13 protein-coding genes are annotated in these 19,336 nt (G+C 42.6%); 12 read left to right on the top strand and 1 reads right to left on the bottom strand.

Going from position 1 to position 19,336, the window contains the following annotated elements; genetic code table 11:
• Nucleotides 1-4: 4 nt before the first annotated feature.
• The 4 genes from wcaM to ugd all read left to right on the top strand — a co-directional run bounded on the left by wcaM (nucleotide 5) and on the right by ugd (nucleotide 5,575).
• Nucleotides 5-1,411 carry a colanic acid biosynthesis protein WcaM gene (wcaM, locus tag IP582_RS16825; protein WP_193793880.1) on the top strand — a complete coding sequence of 469 codons (1,407 nt, stop codon included), beginning with the start codon at nucleotides 5-7 and terminating at the stop codon, nucleotides 1,409-1,411.
• Nucleotides 1,412-1,593: 182 nt separating this feature from the next.
• On the top strand, nucleotides 1,594-2,487 hold the full coding sequence (gene galF, locus IP582_RS16820) for a GalU regulator GalF (protein ID WP_041851958.1): 894 nt from the start codon (nucleotides 1,594-1,596) through the stop codon (nucleotides 2,485-2,487).
• A gap of 315 nt (nucleotides 2,488-2,802) precedes the next feature.
• A complete protein-coding gene (gndA, locus tag IP582_RS16815; protein ID WP_107223908.1) occupies nucleotides 2,803-4,209 on the top strand; it encodes an NADP-dependent phosphogluconate dehydrogenase in 1,407 nt (468 codons plus the stop codon).
• A gap of 199 nt (nucleotides 4,210-4,408) precedes the next feature.
• Nucleotides 4,409-5,575, top strand: coding sequence for a UDP-glucose 6-dehydrogenase (gene ugd, locus IP582_RS16810; RefSeq protein WP_193793879.1), 1,167 nt, complete (start codon nucleotides 4,409-4,411; stop codon nucleotides 5,573-5,575).
• A gap of 36 nt (nucleotides 5,576-5,611) precedes the next feature.
• Here the strand turns inward: ugd and IP582_RS16805 are convergent, their stop codons facing one another.
• Nucleotides 5,612-6,616: an NAD-dependent epimerase gene (locus IP582_RS16805; protein WP_193793878.1), complete on the bottom strand. Its 1,005-nt coding sequence runs from the start codon at nucleotides 6,614-6,616 to the stop codon at nucleotides 5,612-5,614.
• A gap of 1,369 nt (nucleotides 6,617-7,985) precedes the next feature.
• Between IP582_RS16805 and IP582_RS16800 the strand changes: the two genes are divergently transcribed.
• The 8 genes from IP582_RS16800 (at nucleotide 7,986) to rfbA (ending at nucleotide 19,331) form a co-directional block, all read left to right on the top strand.
• Nucleotides 7,986-9,143: a glycosyltransferase family 4 protein gene (locus tag IP582_RS16800; RefSeq protein WP_193793877.1), complete on the top strand. Its 1,158-nt coding sequence runs from the start codon at nucleotides 7,986-7,988 to the stop codon at nucleotides 9,141-9,143.
• Nucleotides 9,140-9,952 carry an ABC transporter permease gene (locus tag IP582_RS16795; RefSeq protein WP_193793876.1) on the top strand — a complete coding sequence of 271 codons (813 nt, stop codon included), beginning with the start codon at nucleotides 9,140-9,142 and terminating at the stop codon, nucleotides 9,950-9,952. Before IP582_RS16800 ends, IP582_RS16795 begins: the two co-directional genes overlap by 4 nt.
• Nucleotides 9,942-11,339, top strand: a complete 1,398-nt coding sequence (locus IP582_RS16790; RefSeq protein WP_193793875.1) for an ABC transporter ATP-binding protein — start codon at nucleotides 9,942-9,944, stop codon at nucleotides 11,337-11,339. Before IP582_RS16795 ends, IP582_RS16790 begins: the two co-directional genes overlap by 11 nt.
• Nucleotides 11,340-11,343: 4 nt before the next feature.
• Nucleotides 11,344-13,713: a hypothetical protein gene (locus IP582_RS16785; RefSeq protein ID WP_193793874.1), complete on the top strand. Its 2,370-nt coding sequence runs from the start codon at nucleotides 11,344-11,346 to the stop codon at nucleotides 13,711-13,713.
• A gap of 20 nt (nucleotides 13,714-13,733) precedes the next feature.
• The gene (locus IP582_RS16780) at nucleotides 13,734-14,924 is read left to right on the top strand and encodes a glycosyl transferase family 1 (protein ID WP_193793873.1); all 1,191 of its coding nucleotides are present in this window, start codon (nucleotides 13,734-13,736) and stop codon (nucleotides 14,922-14,924) included.
• Nucleotides 14,925-14,929: 5 nt separating this feature from the next.
• Nucleotides 14,930-16,957 (top strand): hypothetical protein, encoded by a 2,028-nt coding sequence (locus IP582_RS16775; protein ID WP_193793872.1) that lies wholly within the window; start codon nucleotides 14,930-14,932, stop codon nucleotides 16,955-16,957.
• 426 nt (nucleotides 16,958-17,383) lie between these two features.
• The gene (gene rfbB / locus IP582_RS16770; protein WP_193793871.1) at nucleotides 17,384-18,448 is read left to right on the top strand and encodes a dTDP-glucose 4,6-dehydratase; all 1,065 of its coding nucleotides are present in this window, start codon (nucleotides 17,384-17,386) and stop codon (nucleotides 18,446-18,448) included.
• A 16-nt stretch (nucleotides 18,449-18,464) separates the two neighbouring features.
• On the top strand, nucleotides 18,465-19,331 hold the full coding sequence (gene rfbA / locus IP582_RS16765) for a glucose-1-phosphate thymidylyltransferase RfbA (RefSeq protein WP_193793869.1): 867 nt from the start codon (nucleotides 18,465-18,467) through the stop codon (nucleotides 19,329-19,331).
• Nucleotides 19,332-19,336: the final 5 nt, after the last annotated feature.

Raw genomic sequence — 19,336 nt, 5'->3', positions numbered from 1 at the left:
TCCTATGTCTGAGTTCGAAAAAAAGAATCGATTTGCGTTTAACCGACGCAGTTTCCTGACTGCTGGCGCCGCTCTTGCGGCGCTGCCTTTTTTACCGGTTGCCACTGCGCGCGCCGAAACGGTGGATATCCGTCGCTATCAGACAACCGACTGGCCTGCGGCATTGAAACAGGCCTTTAGTGAAGCACAAACGGTTGAAATCCCGGAAGGCCTGGTGTGTGAAAATCTCAATACCGGGGTCTTTATTCCGCCGGGGAAGACGCTGCTGGTGCGGGGGAGCATTAAAAGCAATGGTCGTGGACGTCTGGTATTGCAGGATGGCTGTAAGGTCATCGGTGAGAAGGGGGGGAGTCTGTACAATCTGACGCTTGATGTCCGCGGTTCAGATTGTGTCATTCAAGGTTTGAATATGAGCGGTTATGGCCCGGTGGCGCAAATCTACATCGGTGGAAAAGAGCCGCAGGTGATGCGCAATCTGACCATCGACAACATTACGATCACCAAAGCCAACTATGCCATTCTGCGTCAGGGCTTTCATAATCAGATTATTGGCGCCCGGATCACCAATAGTCGCTTTACCTACTTACAAGGTGACGCCATAGAGTGGAACGTCGCCATTAACGATCGCGATATCCTGATCTCTGACCATGTCATTGATCATATTGACTGCACGAACGGCAAAATCAACTGGGGCATTGGTATTGGGCTGGCGGGCAGTACCTACGATAACACCTACCCGGAAGACCAGGCGGTGAAGAATTTTGTTGTTGCCAACATCACCGGCAGCAATTGCCGACAACTGGTCCACGTTGAAAACGGCAAACACTTTATTATTCGTAACATTAAGGCAGAAAATATTACCCCGGACTTCAGCAAAAAAGCCGGGATTGATAACGCGACGGTGGCAATATATGGCTGTGACAATTTTGTCATTGATAACGTCTCGATGGTCAACAGCGCCGGAATGCTCATCGGCTACGGGGTTATCAAAGGCGATTATTTGTCCATTCCGCAAAATTTCAAACTGAACGATATTCACCTGGAGAATGCACAGAGCCAGTACAAGCTGCGCGGTATCCAGATATCGTCCGGTAACGCCACCTCATTTGTGGCCATTACCAACCTCAACTTACAGCGGGCAACGCTGGAGTTCCATAACAAACCACAACATCTTTTCCTGCGAAATATCAATGTAATGCAAGATTCCTCTGTGGGGCCGGCACTCAAGCTTAACTTCGATTTACGTAAGGATGTGCGCGGGCGCTTTATGGCGCGGCAGGATACCTTGCTGTCACTGGCAAATATTAAAGCTGTGAATGAGAGAGGGCAGAGCTCCGTCGATATCGATCGCATCGATCATCAGGTTGTGAATGTACAAAATCTCAACTTCCGTTTGCCGACGAAGCCGTAGCGGTAAGGAGATTGTCATACTTTGCGATGAATCCTGGAGACTTTATTTCACTGCCAGGATTACATCTACAGCAATTATACGACAATCGGCGTAACATATTTCGCGGCAACTCGTCCCGTGAACGCTGGCGAAAAGAAGTTGAAGGTCTATAATTTATCAATCATTTACAGGTGGAAGGCATAATGATTAATTTGAAAGCAGTTATTCCGGTAGCAGGTTTGGGGATGCATATGCTACCCGCCACCAAAGCTATTCCTAAAGAGATGCTACCTATCGTCGATAAGCCAATGATTCAATACATTGTCGACGAAGTTGTTGCTGCAGGGATCAAAGAAATCGTCCTGGTAACTCACTCTTCCAAAAACGCGGTCGAAAACCACTTCGATACCTCCTATGAGCTGGAAGCGTTACTTGAACAGCGCGTAAAACGTCAGCTTCTGGCTGAGGTGCAGTCTATTTGCCCTCCTGGCGTGACAATCATGAACGTCCGTCAGGCGCAACCGCTGGGCCTGGGGCACTCCATTCTCTGTGCGCGCCCAATCGTTGGCGACAATCCGTTCGTGGTAGTCCTGCCGGATATTATCCTGGACTCTGCTTCTGCCGACCCGCTGCGTTACAACCTGGCGGCAATGGTTGCCCGTTTCAATGAAACCGGCCGTAGCCAGGTGCTGGCAAAACGCATGAAGGGCGACTTGTCTGAATACTCTGTGATTCAGACCAAAGAGCCGCTGGATAGCGAAGGTAAGGTGAGCCGTATCGTTGAGTTCATCGAAAAACCGGATCAGCCGCAAACGCTTGATTCAGACCTGATGGCTGTGGGCCGCTATGTGCTTTCCTCTGAAATCTGGGCAGAGCTGGAGCGTACTGAACCTGGCGCCTGGGGACGTATTCAGTTAACAGATGCTATCGCGGAACTGGCGAAGAAGCAGTCTGTGGATGCCATGCTGATGACCGGCGAGAGCTACGACTGCGGTAAAAAAATGGGCTACATGCAGGCGTTCGTCAACTACGGCCTGCGTAACCTCAAAGAAGGTCAAAAATTCCGCGAAAGTATCAAGAAACTTTTGACGCAGTGATTGTAAAACCTGCACTTCATGAGGTAAGTGTGGGTCGAGAGATTAAAGCGGACAAATACAGCAACTTTTATGTGCCATTTGCCCGCTTTTTTATGCTACCAGCCCAAACCCGCATATTTCTTCTTTTTTCTACTTTTCCCCCAAGTAAAGCCACTTGTTTAGTGATAACACTTTTCCAATCGAGCGGGGGAAGTACAATCGCTCACCTCCCGAGTTTTCGTATAGCATTGGAATCAGGTATTAAGTAACATACTAACCACTTAAGCCCGTCTGACTCGTTGCCGGATGGGTTACCACACCTGACAGGAGTAAGTAATGTCTAAGCAACAAATCGGCGTTGTTGGTATGGCCGTGATGGGGCGCAACCTGGCGCTTAACATCGAAAGCCGTGGCTATACCGTTTCCGTTTTCAACCGCTCCCGTGATAAGACCGAAGAAGTGATTGCCGAGAACCCGGGCAAGAAACTGGTTCCGTATTACACCGTGAAAGAGTTTGTTGAATCCTTAGAAACTCCCCGTCGCATCCTGTTGATGGTGAAAGCGGGCGCTGGCACAGATGCCGCTATTGACTCCCTGAAACCGTACCTGGAAAAAGGCGACATCATCATTGATGGCGGTAATACCTTCTTCCAGGATACCATTCGTCGCAACCGCGAACTCTCTGCTGAGGGCTTTAACTTTATTGGTACCGGTGTTTCAGGCGGTGAAGAAGGCGCGCTAAAAGGCCCATCTATCATGCCTGGCGGTCAAAAAGATGCTTACGAACTGGTCGCGCCGATCCTGACCAAAATTGCAGCCGTTGCTGAAGATGGCGAGCCTTGTGTGACCTATATCGGTGCTGACGGTGCGGGCCATTACGTTAAAATGGTTCACAACGGTATCGAATACGGCGACATGCAGTTAATTGCAGAAGCCTATTCACTGCTCAAAGGCGGCCTGAATCTGTCTAACGAAGAACTGGCTACTACTTTCAGCGAGTGGAATAAAGGTGAGCTGAGCAGCTACCTGATCGACATCACCAAGGACATCTTCACCAAGAAAGATGAAGACGGTAACTATCTGGTCGATGTGATCCTGGACGAGGCGGCCAACAAAGGCACCGGTAAATGGACTAGCCAGAGTTCCCTGGATCTCGGCGAACCGCTTTCCCTGATCACTGAATCCGTATTCGCACGTTATATCTCTTCGCTGAAAGAGCAGCGCGTTGCCGCGTCTAAAGTTCTGAGTGGCCCACAGGCACAGCCTGCTGGTGACAAAGTTCAGTTTATCGAGAAAGTCCGTCGCGCACTGTACCTCGGTAAAATTGTCTCTTATGCACAGGGCTTCTCTCAGTTGCGTGCCGCGTCTGATGAATACAATTGGGATTTAAACTACGGCGAAATCGCGAAAATTTTCCGCGCAGGCTGCATCATCCGCGCTCAGTTCCTGCAGAAAATTACCGATGCATACGCAGAAACGCCGGCAATTGCTAACCTGTTGCTGGCTCCGTATTTTAAGAAAATCGCTGATGAGTATCAGCAGGCGCTCCGAGATGTTGTAGCCTACGCGGTGCAAAATGGTATTCCGGTCCCGACCTTTGCTGCTGCGGTTGCCTATTACGATAGCTACCGTGCTGCCGTACTGCCAGCAAACCTGATCCAGGCTCAGCGTGATTATTTTGGCGCGCATACTTATAAGCGTACTGATAAAGAGGGTGTGTTCCACACCGAGTGGTTGGATTAATCTGAAATAGCCAACAGCAAAATGTAGGCCCGGAGCGCTCCTCCGGGCTTTTTTATTTTCTAAAGGCGGGTTTCAGTCAGGTCTGATAGGCGCCGTTGTAGAAAACCAAGATATACTGACGATATGCTGACTCGATACGCCATCTATGCAGGCGACGTGTTCACCCTCAAATGTTTAACCGGAAGAAGTTGCAGAGCGAATGAAAATAACAATCTCAGGAACAGGCTATGTTGGCTTATCGAATGGTATTCTGATTGCGCAGCATCATGAAGTGGTCGCACTGGATATCGTGCAGTCTAAAGTCGATATGCTGAATCAGAAAAAATCGCCGATCGTTGATAAAGAAATTGAAGAATATCTGGCGACAAAAGAACTGAATTTTCGCGCCACCACGGATAAGCAAGATGCCTATCGGGGCGCCGATTATGTCATTATCGCCACCCCGACTGATTACGACCCGAAAACCAACTACTTCAATACCTCCAGTGTTGAGTCGGTCATCCGCGATGTGCACGAAATCAACCCCGATGCGGTGATGATTATCAAGTCTACCATCCCTGTGGGGTTCACCCAGTCCATCAAAGATGAGCTCGGCATCGACAATGTTATCTTCTCGCCGGAGTTCTTGCGTGAAGGTAAGGCGCTTTACGACAACCTGCATCCGTCACGTATTGTCATTGGCGAACGTTCCGCACGCGCAGAGCGTTTTGCGGGCCTGCTGCAGGAAGGGGCTATCAAGAAAGATATCCCAACGCTGTTCACCGACTCCACCGAAGCCGAAGCCATCAAGCTGTTCGCCAATACCTACCTGGCAATGCGCGTGGCCTATTTCAACGAGCTGGACAGCTATGCCGAAGCGCTGGGGCTCAATACGCGCCAGATCATTGAAGGGGTTTGCCTTGACCCGCGTATTGGCAATCACTACAACAACCCGTCATTTGGCTATGGTGGCTACTGTCTGCCAAAAGATACCAAGCAATTACTGGCGAACTATCAGTCGGTGCCGAATAACATTATTGCGGCTATCGTGGATGCGAACCGCACGCGCAAAGACTTCATTGCTGACTCCATTCTTTCCCGTAAACCCAAGGTGGTGGGTGTCTACCGTCTTATTATGAAGAGCGGTTCGGATAACTTCCGCGCATCCTCTATTCAGGGGATTATGAAACGCATCAAGGCGAAGGGTGTACAGGTCATCATTTATGAACCGGTAATGCAGGAAGACGAGTTCTTCCACTCTCGCGTTGTCCGCGACCTGGAAGCGTTCAAGAAAGAATCGGATGTGATTATTTCAAACCGCATGGCGCCGGAGCTGGCAGATGTTGAAGCCAAAGTCTATACCCGCGATCTGTTCGGTAACGACTAACCACAGATATGACAACGGCCCGTCAGGGCCGTTTTTTTACGCCTTGTAATACGACTTGTACCACTCGACAAATTTCTTCACGCCTTCTTTAACCGATGTCTGCGGTTTAAAACCGATGGTGTCATACAACGGCTGCGTATCGGCGCTGGTTTCCAGCACATCTCCCGCCTGAATCGGCATCATATTCTTCTGCGCTTCAATACCCAGCGCCTCTTCCAGCGCTGTGATGTAATCCATCAACTCGACCGGCGAGCTATTGCCGATGTTGTAGATATGATAAGGCGCTGAACTGGTGGCCGGGGAGCCACTTTCAACGGTCCAGTTCGGGTCAGCCTGCGGAATTACATCCTGCATGCGGATAATGGCTTCAACAATATCATCCACATAGGTAAAGTCGCGTTTCATCTTGCCGTAGTTATAGACATCAATGCTTTTGCCTTCGAGCATGGCTTTCGTGAATTTAAACAACGCCATGTCCGGGCGTCCCCACGGGCCATAAACCGTAAAGAAGCGCAGCCCCGTGGTCGGCAAACCATAAAGATGTGAATAGGTATGCGACATCAGCTCATTGGCTTTTTTAGTTGCGGCGTAAAGCGATACCGGGTGATCAACCGAATCTTCCGTAGAGAAAGGCATCTTGCGGTTCAGGCCGTAAACAGAACTGGAGGAGGCATACAGCAAATGCTGAACCTTATTGTGGCGGCAGCCTTCCAGCACGTTCAGATGACCTATCAGGTTAGCTTCGGCGTAAACATATGGGTTTTCAAGTGAATAGCGTACGCCCGCCTGAGCGGCAAGATGGATAACGCGGTCGAACTTCTCTTCGGCAAACAGCTGTGACATGGGGTGTTGATGAGCAATGTCGATTTTACGAAAGCTGAACAACGGTGATTGTAGTAAATTCAAACGAGTCTGCTTTAAATTAACATCATAGTAATCGTTAAGATTATCAATTCCGACTACAGCGTGCCCGGCCTCCAAAAGGCGTTTGATTGTATGAAAGCCGATAAATCCAGCAGCTCCAGTGACTAAAAACTTCATATATATCCTCCGGGTTGTATGTACCCGCTGTGTATAAGTCTCGATTTTACACTGGCTTGCTATAAGGTTCATCTGCTTTACAGCAGATGAATTTCCGGACGGTGTATGCATGTTTACGGCTGGATGAAAAATAGGCGGTTATTGCTGGGTAATATAACTGCGCTTGGCGACTATAATGACTTTGATAATGTCAAACATTTTCAATGTGTTATTCTCTCGTATCGTTGATTTCTCTGATAAATGAGTCTGATGGGGGGACCATTCTGTCACTTTTTGCTAAAGCCCGTGCAGGCCTCTGCCAATGCCATTGATGTGCAAACTGGTTCGCCATGTTTTTTAATTTTTATTCTTACGTGTCAGGGTTATAATAAGTGAGTGATATATTCTGGATGTCAATGCCTGATTGTGTTATCGTTAACTGATTGAAATAAAAGGATATCGATGGTAATGAGGAAATGCATTAAATTTAACCTGATTGTCTGGTGCTACGGCAGGTTAACCTCTAACCATCAATCAGTCTTGGGTGTGTTCATTTGGTTTAACTGCTACCTCGAAGCGGGTGATAGTTCAGCACGCATATGCGAACCGAGTACCAAAAAATGAGATAGTCCTGATAGTAAAATCGCCTTGAAACAACGAAATTGCGAGTTAGTGACGTGATCGTTTGGTTTCTTTTTGCACAGGATGTTGGTGGTTTTATGAGCTAAGTAATACTTCCATCTAATTTTCGCAGGAGTAAAGATAAACACCTTCTGGCCGCAAGGCCTGGTCATTGGTCGCTGCGAAATGCTTTTGGTCATCATTTAATTGTCAGGAGAAAGTAGACACAATAATGTGGAAGGATAACGCGCTTTGGTTGCGATAGCTAAGGGCGGTAGCATGGCCGGAGAATGATTACGAAACTCCGCAGCATGCAAACACTGGTGTGTGGTACTCTCTCGACGCATTTTTGGCGCTGCCAGGCTTTGATTCTTTATTTTGCGATAATCTATTCAACTTGAGTAAAGTTATGAAAAGTCTTTTTATATCCACAATTTTATATTTATCAATGGGTTGTAAAAATTGGGCGGCATTCAGACAAAATTAAATATAATGATTATTCTTAATAGTCGCTAGTCATATAAATTTCGATTATATGAAAATTTATTTCTTGGACCTGATGCGAGAATTATTACCATTGTTTCCATGGGATGTTAAAAATTGCTAATGAGGAAATACATATAGCAGTGAATATATTATCGCAAATTAATAAAATCAGTGCCAGACTACGTAAAAAGATGCGTTGTGTGGTTATGTATAGAAAATACCATGCGTCAGTCGTTGCGGGTTGCTGTGTGTGTAATCTTTCTCTGGGCTGTTGAGGAACAGTATGAGAATAGTATATTTCGTTAATGCCGCTTGGTATTTTGAGTTACATTGGTTGGACAGATCGGAAGCAGCCATCAATAAAGGCTATGAAGTTCATCTCATCAGTTGCTTTTCTGACGACTCTGTAAAGAAAAACCTCGAAGATAAAGGCATAAAGTGCTGGGATATTAAACTAAATCGTTTTTCTAAAAACGTCCTTAAAAATATTTCAGTATTTATTTCATTCCGAAAGTATTGTAAGCAAATAAATCCTGACATAATTCACCTTATCACAATAAAACCTATTATTTTTGGTGGTTTATATGCTCGTTTAGCTGGAATACCATTTATTGTCAGTTTTGTTGGATTAGGTAGACTTTTCAGTGTTCAAGATGGCTGGTTAAATCATCTGATTTATCAAGCGGTAGTATCTGTTTATCGCTATCTGTTAGCCTCAAATAGCCCTGCGAATATTATTTTTGAACATAAAGCTGATTTTGTTGAGCTTAGTAAATATATTAATTTTAACAAAAAAAATGTTCATATTATCGAAGGTGCGGGCGTTGATCGGTTTCGCTTCTCCTATCAGCCAGAGCCCGATGAGCATCATTTTTCAATTTTATTCGCAAGCCGTTTGCTATGGTCAAAGGGACTCGGGGTTGCTGTCGAAGCAGTTGAACAATTAAAACATAAAAACATTAAAAATATAACATTATATGTTGCCGGGATTCTTGATGATTGTGATCCAGACAGAATTGAATTGGAGCAAATTCTGGACTGGGAAAAAGATGGGAAAATCGTATGGTTAGGAAGAAGGAATGATATTCACGAGTTAATAAAAAACAGTCATATTGTTGTGTTGCCAACGATGTATTCAGAAGGTGTTCCGAGGATAATAATCGAAGCTTGCGCCATAGGTCGCAGCTGTATTGTTGGTAATGTCGCCGGATGCAAGGCCATTATTATAGACGACTTTAACGGTTGTGTTATTCAAAATTATAGTGCTGATGAAATTTCAAGTAAGCTTTTGTATCTGCTGGAAAATAGTCACATAAGGAAAGAATTTGGGCGGCGTTCCGCAAAAATCGTTAAAGAAAGATTTAGTAAAGAAATAGTCATTGATAAAACATTACGTGTTTATAGCCACTTGCTAAGTACAACAAAGCGATATAAAAAATGATTGGAACATTAGTAAACATTTCTAAAATACTTATCCAGAAGAGAGAGTTGATCTGGCAAATGTCAAAAAGAGACGTGATGGGGCGCTATAAGGGCTCTTTCCTTGGTCTGGCATGGTCTTTATTTAATCCGATACTAATGCTGGCAGTCTATACTTTTGTATTTTCTGTTATTTTTAAATCGCGCTGGGGGAATGCTCCAAATGAAGGTCATGCTGATTTTGCCATAATACTATTTACCGGTTTGATTGTTTTTAACTTATTCTCTGAGTGTATAAACAGATCAACCAGTCTAATTGTTTCAAATGTGAATTTTGTGAAGAAAGTTGTCTTTCCGATTGAAATTTTACCAGTTGCTAATTTACTTGCAGCATTATTTCATGCTTGTATAAGTTTAATTGTTTTGTTTATTGCTATTTTAGTCTTCAAACAACAGCTACATCTTACAGTTCTTTTACTACCTGTTATAACCATTCCGCTGATGCTTTCTATTCTTGGGTTAAGCTGGATTTTGGCATCACTTGGCGTATTTATTCGCGATGTGCCACAAACGATCGGTATCTTAGTGACTATTTTAATGTTCTTGTCACCTGTTTTTTATCCGCTATCTGCACTCCCTGCTGATTTCCAACAAATCGTCATGCTTAACCCTTTAGCATTCATGATTGAGGAAGCAAGAAAAGTTGTTTATTGGGGGAGTGAGCCAAACTGGACTATGTTCGCTATTAATATGGTTGTTGGTTTAATTGTCTGTGCCGCTGGGTTTGCGTTTTTCCAGAAAACAAAGAAAGGTTTTGCCGATGTCCTCTGATAACATTGCGATTAGCGTAAGTAACATTAGCAAATGCTATAATATTTACTCTTCCCCCCGGGATAGACTGAAACAATTTATTCTACCTAAATTCCAGTACATAGCAGGAAGACCAGTCCATCGCTATTACAACGAGTTTTGGGCCTTAAATAATATCAATTTTACAATAAAAAAAGGTGAATCAGCAGGTATTATTGGACGTAATGGTTCAGGTAAAAGTACTTTGCTACAGTTAATAACCGGCACACTAACGCCGACGACTGGTAGTATTGAAACAAAGGGAAGAATTGCTGCGCTGCTTGAATTAGGTTCAGGTTTTAACCCAGAGTTTACGGGTCGGGAAAATATTTATCTCAATGGTGCTGTTCTTGGATTATCGCGCTCTGAAATAGATGCTAAGTTCGATGCCATTGCGGGATTTGCTGATATTGGTGCACATCTTGATCAGCCAGTGAAAACCTACTCAAGTGGGATGATGGTGCGCTTGGCATTTGCGGTTCAAGTGCAGCTCGAACCTGACATTCTTATTGTTGATGAAGCTCTTGCTGTTGGTGATGCTTTGTTTCAGAAGCGCTGCTTCCAGCAAATTGAGAAGTTAACAAGCAATGGAGTTACTCTGCTGTTTGTTTCTCACGATCAAGAATCTGTGCGTACCTTGACAAATAAGGCAATTTTGCTCGATCGAGGAACTCAACTCAGTACTGGTCTGTCTTCAGAGGTACTACTTGAATATCGTCGTTTACTGCATCAGGAAGAGAGTAAATATTTCTCCCAGTTAGCAGAGGATGTAACCGCGCATGCCGATGCTACCCGAGAGGAAAATAAAACCTCACCTGCAGAGACTGCCGTTCGTGCAGAGAATACCATAGTAGAGGAAACTGCCCCGTCACGTACCGATAAATTATCTTTCGGTGAAGGTGAAGCGGAAGTAGAAGGTGTTGAATTGTTCACAGCGGCTGGTGAGCGCAGCAATGCATTTAATCCTGGTGATAAAATCAAAATTCGGGTTAATTGCAAAGTGAACAAAGATATTAATCATATCAATGTCGGTATCCGCATACGCAATAAAGAAGGCGTAAAGATTTATTCGTGGGGTACGTTAAACCAAGACATGGTTGTCCGTTTCAACCAGCTCGATCAACCGCAGTTCTGGGAGCGTGAATTTAAAGCCGGAGATCGCTTTCATGTTGATATGGAATTTGAATGTACGCTTGGAACAAATCTCTATGAGATACAGGCTGCCGTGTCCTATGAGGGTACACCAAACTATTTCTCGCAACGTATTCTGCACTGGCGTGATGAAGCAGCCTTCTTCCACGTTAACGTCTTGCGCGATGAATATTTCTTCGGTGGCATATTAGATCTAAAAATGAACGCAGAGTGGTAAACTAATGAAAGATATTTCTATCACTGATTATCTTGGCCCCGGTGTTTATCTACTATGTAATTATCCTCAGGAATCAGGAGCTCTGATTGCTGAGAAAGGTTATAAAATATGCTATTGCGAGGATTTAGCGCACTTAGCAGATGTTATTGATGATAATAAAGCTGACTTTATTCTGATTAGCGATAACGAAGGTAAATTCGAAGCATATATCGATATTATCAGGTTGTCGGCACAATATTCGGTAAAAAAAGTCGCCATCGATATATTAGTGACAGAAAGTCAACGTGAGTTTTACTTTAATTTTGTTAATGAATCACATCGCTTAGGCTATCGGCTGGATTCCTCTTTTTATTTGCTTAACCCGGGCTATGATAGTTCGTTCAATAGCGAGCAACATCTCAGGATGGTGCTAAGCTTTGGGCCGGAACAGCTAAATGAATTAGCGGGTATACCAGGCGAAAATGTGGTTACCAGGAAAAATATCACGAATGCCCTGCCCTATGTACGTCCTGGGGACAGGGTGCTCGTTATTTCCGAGTCAGCCAGCTCAGCCAAAGACATTCAATGTGTTTTGTCAGAACAGACAAAAGCGTCTGTAGTTCAACACTCTTCGTTAGACAATATCGACGAAGCTTTATTCAAAGAGCTGGGCTATCATTTCATTGTAGTTGATAAATATTCAGATGATGATTTGATTAAATCCTTGGGCAATATTACTGCCAGGTTATTACCAGCTGGTCGCTTTTTTTTTCTAAAAATAAATAAAGAAATTATTCATTCCTTAGAAAATTTGAATGTTCAGCCAGAAGTTTATTTCATTTATGAACACAGCAATCTGAAGGCGAAAATACATTATGGGGAAGATATTACACCCTCTCCTGAACTATGTGTATTGATGAAAAACCCTTTAGAAAAGACGTCAATGATATATGAAGAGACTATTTATGGCTACCCATCACCGCCAGAAAATCTTTTAGCTTTTGCGAGAGATTATACTCACCCATGGCTAATTCGTGGTATTGTTGAATTTCCATTCAGAAATCACTCAGCATATCATCTTAAGCAATATAGTCGACAAATTTTGCACCAATATGACCCTAGAAGCCCCGATTATGCGGCCGCACTAGCAGTATTAGGATATCAGTTACTTAGCAATGGTGATGATTCTGATGAAATTTTAGCCAAGATTCTAACCTATTGTTCCGAAGTGTTAAAATTGGCTAAACCATCGCCTCATCAATACCGCTGGTACATTTCACTGTCGACACTATTAGGTCTTATTTATAATAAAAAAGATGATAAAATTGAGGCATTAATTCACTTTTCAAATGCGGCGAATTCTTGTGTTGAAAAATTTAGTCCTTCAATTGGTACCAAGATATTACAAAGTCTATATATGCAGTCCGTTATATTGATTTCTTTGAATAAAATATCTTGTGCTGAGATAACTATTGAGAGAGGAATTAAAAGAGGCATACATCTATTTTATCATAACCCCGAGGAGTTGGTCGGTAAAGTATCTCAGCCGTTCAATTTTGTTCTATTTATTTATCATGACATTATTGATTGGCTTATCAAGCTGGTGAATATTAAGAATGCAATTAATTCCAGGAAATTCAACATATTAAATAATGATAACAATAATACCTGGTCGGCTCTGCTACATGAGCGCATGAATGCTATTAATAATATGTCGCAGATGATTGATGAGCGTGATAATACCATTCGTTTGCAAACTGGTTTAATTGATGAACGTGATAGTATGATCGCGGCGCAAGGGAACTTAATTAATGAACGTGATAATATGATCGCGGTGCAGGAAAACTTAATTAATGAACGTGACAATGAGATCGCAGCACAGAAAAATTTAATTGGTGAGCGTGACAATGCGATTGCGGCGCACAAGAACATTATTGAAGAACGGGATAATGTGATAGCCGCGCAGAAGGACTTAATTAATGAACGTGGCAATGCGATCGCCGTACAGAAAGACTTAATTGACGAACGTGATAGTGCGATCGCGCTGCAGAAAGAGTTAATTGATGAGCGTGACAATGCAATTGCGGCTCAAAAGGGCTTAATAGGTGAGCGTGACAATGCGGTCGCGGTCCAGAAAAGCGTAATTGATGAACGCGACAAGACTATTCATCAGAAAAATCAGGTGATTGAGAATTTACAGGAGGTAGTTAGCACTAAGGAACAAAAAATTGCTGAATTGCTTCATAAAAATGATGAAATCATTGCGTTAAATGATGAAAAAGAACTACACATGGCCCAACTCTCTGCGGATCTCGAACGGGCCAGATCGACTCTGCGTAAAATTAATAGCACGCCAGTAATAGGGCGTTTACTACGCATACTAAATATAAAATAATTTATTTATCAAAGGTTACAATGGCTAATATTGCTTGGTTTATTCCCCAACTCATTGAAGGATCTGGTGGTCATCGCACAATGCTGCAGCACGCTTCTTATCTTGAGAAAATGGGTCATACCTGTGTTATCTATCTTGAAGATAAGAGTGGGAAAATAAGTGGTGCTCAAGTTATCCATAAACTTTTCGGCATGAAATTCGAAAATGTAGTTTATGACTGGAATAATGCCCAACCCTGTGATGCGGCGGTAGCAACAATATGGTACTCCGCGCCTTTCGTTGCTGCACTTCCATTTGACTGCAAACGTTTGTACTTTGTTCAGGATTTCGAAGCCTACTTTAACCCTGTAGGTGACGCTTATCTGATGGCCGAGAATTCATATTGCTATGGGCTTACGCCAATCACAATCGGCCGCTGGCTGCGCCATAAGCTGTATCAAGATTTTGCGGTTAATAGCTACCACTTTGAGTTCGGAGCAAATAATAATATCTATAAGCGTATTCCGACGATAGAAAAAGAGAAAGCTGTTTGCTTTATTTATCAGCCTGATAAACCAAGGCGCTGCTCACGCATCGGTATTGAAGCTTTAGGAATCGTTAAGCATTGCATGCCTGATGTTAAAATATATCTTTATGGTTCATCGATTAATGATAGCTTGTGGTTTGAGCATGAAAACCTTGGGTTGCTAGATCTAGCTTCATGTAATGAGTTGTACAATAAATGTTCCGTAGGTCTATGTATTAGTTCTTCTAATCCTTCGCGTATTCCCTTTGAGATGATGAATGCAGGGTTGCCGGTTGTTGAAGTCTGGCGCGTAAATAATCTTTACGATTTTAACGAAGAAGCAATGTTGCTATGTAAACAGACCCCGGAAAGTATTGCTGCAGGGATAATGAAGATTCTTAACGATTCAGACTTATCTAGTAAAATGAGCCATGCTGGCCAGAAGTTTATGAATGGTCGGACGCTTGAAACAGAGACTGAAGGGTTTTACCGCGCATTCAATAATGTCATGAATGGTCAATTCCCTACGGGTGAAGAAATTCCCCGCTCATACAGAAAGTCTCCTTTTGAAGCATCGCTTGCCAGGCCAGATATTGCAAATACATTAACATTTGCTCACCAGAGTCTTTTAAAACGAATCGCTCTGCGTTTACCTGTATCTGTTCGTACCCCGCTACGTGCTCTTTATTTTAAGTTGAAGAAATAATCCAGATGAATAAATTTAAACTCAAAACAGTCGATGTGTGGGATACTATTCTGCGGCGTAACTGTCATCCAGACTTCATAAAGCGTTCAACTTCATATTATTTTTTCCTGAAATATCACAAAATTCACAACATTGACTCTGTTGACCAACTATTTGTTAAGCGAGTAGAAACAGAGCATACCATTGGTCAAGAGAATATAGCGCTTGGCTATGATGATGAATATCTGATTCAAGATGTTATACGGCGCTGGGTAGAAAACTATATCTCTGCTGAGCAGTATGATACTGCCGCGATTTCTCATGAACTGTATAACTGGGAAATGGAGCAAGAGAAAAAAAACATCTACCTTGACCCTGGTATTGAAGAATTTTTAGCACAGTATCCTGCTGATACAACGCTGTTCCTGTCGGATTTCTATACATCAGCTGATGATTTGAAAAAATTGCTTAACAGCGCAGGTATGCATGCTTCGATCATTGCGGACGGAGTTTCATCAATTGACGTGCGTTTAAATAAGCGCAGCGGTAAACTTTTCGATTTTGTTCAGCAAAAATATCAGCTATCTCCTGCTGATTGGGTGCACATTGGTGATAATGAATGGTCTGACGTAAAAATGCCAGCATCAAAAGGCATAAACAGCATTCGATATCTCCCGACAGAACAGCATCAACTGCGTGAGCAAAAAGAGTTTCTCTGGAATAATCATGATGCTTTAACCGAGACACTTATTAATAACATAATCCAGAGACACTCTGAATCTGAGAATTTGCCAGATAATTTCTTATTTGGTCTGAAAACCACGCCATTAATTGCTGGTTTTTGTCTCAGTATATTAGAGAAAGCCATTTCTTCGGGTAGTGATAAAATATTATTTTTCACCCGAGAAGGTGAGTTTTTCATTAAAGCATTTGATGTTTTGATTAAACATTTGAAAAATAATGTAAGCGAGATAAATCTACCAGAAATCGATATTCTTGAAGTCAGTCGGCTAGCGACTTTTGCACCATCATTGCAAGAAATCAGTCTTAAAGAAATGATGCGTGTGTGGAATTTATATAGCACTCAATCTCTAAATGCTTTATTTAAAACTCTAAATGTTAATATTTCTGAGTTCCAAGAGCTTATTGATAAATATGGTATTCCTGCTGAACAACAAATCCAGTATCCATGGCAGGATACACGTGTTCAGCAATTATTTGATGACGCTTCGTTTAAGGAAAAACTCTGGCAGCATGTGCTACAGGAACGGGGCCTTTTAAAGCACTATTTTGAGACAAAAGGGTTGCGTGATGATATGGATATTAAAGTTTGTATTGTCGATGTTGGTTGGCGTGGCACAATTCACGATAACATTGCTTTGCTATACCCAAATATTCATTTTACCGGCGTTTACCTTGGGCTGCAAAAATTTCTAAATGATCAGCCGTCAAATACATCAAAGTTTGCTTTTGGTCCGAATCTGAATCACCAGCTGGAGTATCCGCATTTTCTTGATTCGGTTGCACCCATTGAGATGATCACCAATTCCCCTTCAGGCAGTGTCACGGGCTATGAAGAAAAAAATGGAAAATTCGTTGCTATCCGTAAAATTGATAATGATGAAAACACCGCGTGGAGTAACTTTACTAAAACCTTTCAGGAAGGGATTTTGGTGGGTATGGAATCCTTTTCTGCAGCAGTGTTAAGTTACGGACTTACACACGATCAAGTGCGTGGCTACGCTCTAAAAGTGTGGGACGTATTGATTAGCGGGAATAACAAATCGCTGACAGATGCTTTTAGCAATTTAAATCATAATGAAACATTTGGTTTAGGGGGTTATGTTAAAAAAAGTCAGGTACCTTCAACCTGTGAAATACTCGGTGCTCTCTGGAATAAAGTGTATAGAAAGAATTTGATTAGTTTTATCAAAGCGAATCAGTGGAGTGAAGGTATACGTAATCGTGATAATCTTACCTGGCTAAATAAAAACGTTTTAGCATTGACGATTGACCTCGCAGTATTTTACAAAAAAAAATTCTATCGTAAATAGGAACTGTTATCCGGAGGGGTTTATATATTACTACTCGGATTAACCATTTCTTTCATGGTGGTAAGTAACATTTACCACCTGTCTTCACTCGTATTATTGCGTTATATAAAATAACTAAAAGACAAAAATTAAATATCAACATTCTTGAAACGGATGATTCACTTATAGTGAGGGATAGAAATGAATTTTGATGATGTCAGATTAATGCACTCAAAGTGTAAAACTTTATAATTTTATCTACATACTAGTTCACGCTTGCTGATGCCTCATCTTCTGGAAAAATTACGAAATCCGCAGCCCATAATATAATTACCTCGCTTCAGTCATTGTGCTGTAGTGTTTCGTAATTTTTCCTTAGTAGCGTGCCTGAAATCGAAGAAGGACTTAGTTATATAAATTATTAGTCCATTGAAAACGAGAGAGAATATGAAGATCCTTGTTACCGGTGGAGCTGGTTTTATTGGTTCTGCTGTTGTTCGTCATATCATAGAAAATACACATGATGAAGTGCGGGTTGTCGATTGTTTAACCTACGCGGGTAATCTGGAGTCTTTGGCTCCAATAGCAAACAATGAACGCTATTCTTTCTCGCGAACGGATATCACTGATGCTAAAGGTGTTGCGGAGCAGTTCAATGACTTTCGACCAGATATTGTGATGCATTTGGCGGCAGAAAGCCATGTGGATCGCTCAATCGACGGGCCAGCCGCATTCATTCAGACGAACATAATTGGAACTTTCATCCTTTTAGAAGCTGCCCGACATTATTTCAACTCGCTTAACGAATACCAAAAGTCAGTATTTCGTTTTCATCATATCTCGACTGATGAGGTGTATGGAGATCTGGCTGGGACGGGCGGTCTGTTTACCGAAGAAACACCTTATGCACCAAGCAGTCCCTATTCAGCAAGTAAGGCAGGAAGCGATCATTTAGTTTATGCCTGGAACCGCACTTACCATCTTCCGGTTCTAGTGACAAATTGTTCGAATAATTATGGACCTTATCATTTTCCGGAAAAGCTCATTCCGTTGACTATTCTGAATGCACTTGCAGGTAAACCCCTACCAATTTATGGAAATGGTGAACAAATCCGTGACTGGTTGTATGTTGAAGATCATGCCCGAGCTTTATATAAAGTTGCAACTGAAGGTATAAGCGGGGAAACCTACAATATTGGTGGGCACAACGAGCGTAAAAATATTGATGTGGTGAAAACGATTTGCGCCATTCTTGATCGCGTAGTTGAACATAAACCTGGACACATTAAGCAATTTGCTGACTTAATTACATTTGTAACCGATCGACCAGGCCATGATCTGCGCTATGCAATCGATGCCAGTAAAATTCAACGCGAATTGGGTTGGGAACCTCTGGAAACCTTTGAAAGTGGGATCGAGAAAACCGTCCATTGGTATTTAAATAATAAGTCGTGGTGGAAGCGAGTGCAGGACGGCTCTTATGCGGGAGAGAGACTTGGGATGAACCAATAAATAGGAGATAGTAAGAATGAAAGGTATTGTTCTGGCCGGTGGTTCTGGCACTCGCTTATATCCAATTACTCAAGGTGTTTCGAAGCAACTCCTGCCTATCTATGATAAGCCTATGATCTACTATCCTATATCGGTATTAATGTTGGCCGGGATTAGGGATATTTTAATCATTAGTACACCCATCGATATGCCTGCATTCCAGCGACTACTTGGAGACGGTTCCCAGTTTGGTGTCAATTTTACTTATGCGGTTCAACCTTCCCCAGATGGATTGCCACAAGCCTTTTTAATTGGTGAAAAATTTATCAATGGAGATCGTTGTGCCCTGGTGCTAGGCGATAATATCTTTTTTGGTCAGGGTTTTGCACCACAACTTATTGAGGTTTCGCACCGTCAGAATGGAGCAACAGTTTTTGGGTATCGTGTCCGTGATCCTGAGCGTTTTGGTGTTGTAGAATTTGATGATAAATTCAGAGCCATTTCAATTGAAGAGAAACCTAAAGCACCGAAATCCGACTGGGCAGTGACAGGTCTTTATTTCTATGACAAAAATGTTGTAGATATGGCGCGAATGGTAACACCTTCTGAACGAGGTGAGTTAGAAATCACAACGTTGAATGAAATGTACCTCCATACCGGTAATTTAAATGTTGAACGTTTAGGACGTGGTTTTGCCTGGCTGGATACTGGAACACACGATAGTTTGCTTGAAGCATCGCAATTCATCCATACAATAGAAAAAAGGCAAGGTTTTAAGGTCGCCTGTCTTGAGGAAATTGCTTATAATAATAAATGGATTACCAAGGATAAAGTTAATGAGCAGGCTCAAAAAATGGGTAAAACTGAATATGGCAATTACTTATTTCATTTAGTGAGTGTTTAGGCTAT

Source organism: Citrobacter sp. BDA59-3, assembly GCF_015167655.1.
Taxonomy (GTDB): Bacteria; Pseudomonadota; Gammaproteobacteria; order Enterobacterales; family Enterobacteriaceae; genus Phytobacter; species Phytobacter diazotrophicus.
Note: the sequence above shows the minus strand (reverse complement) of the source record. Positions and strands in the feature narration are given on the sequence as shown.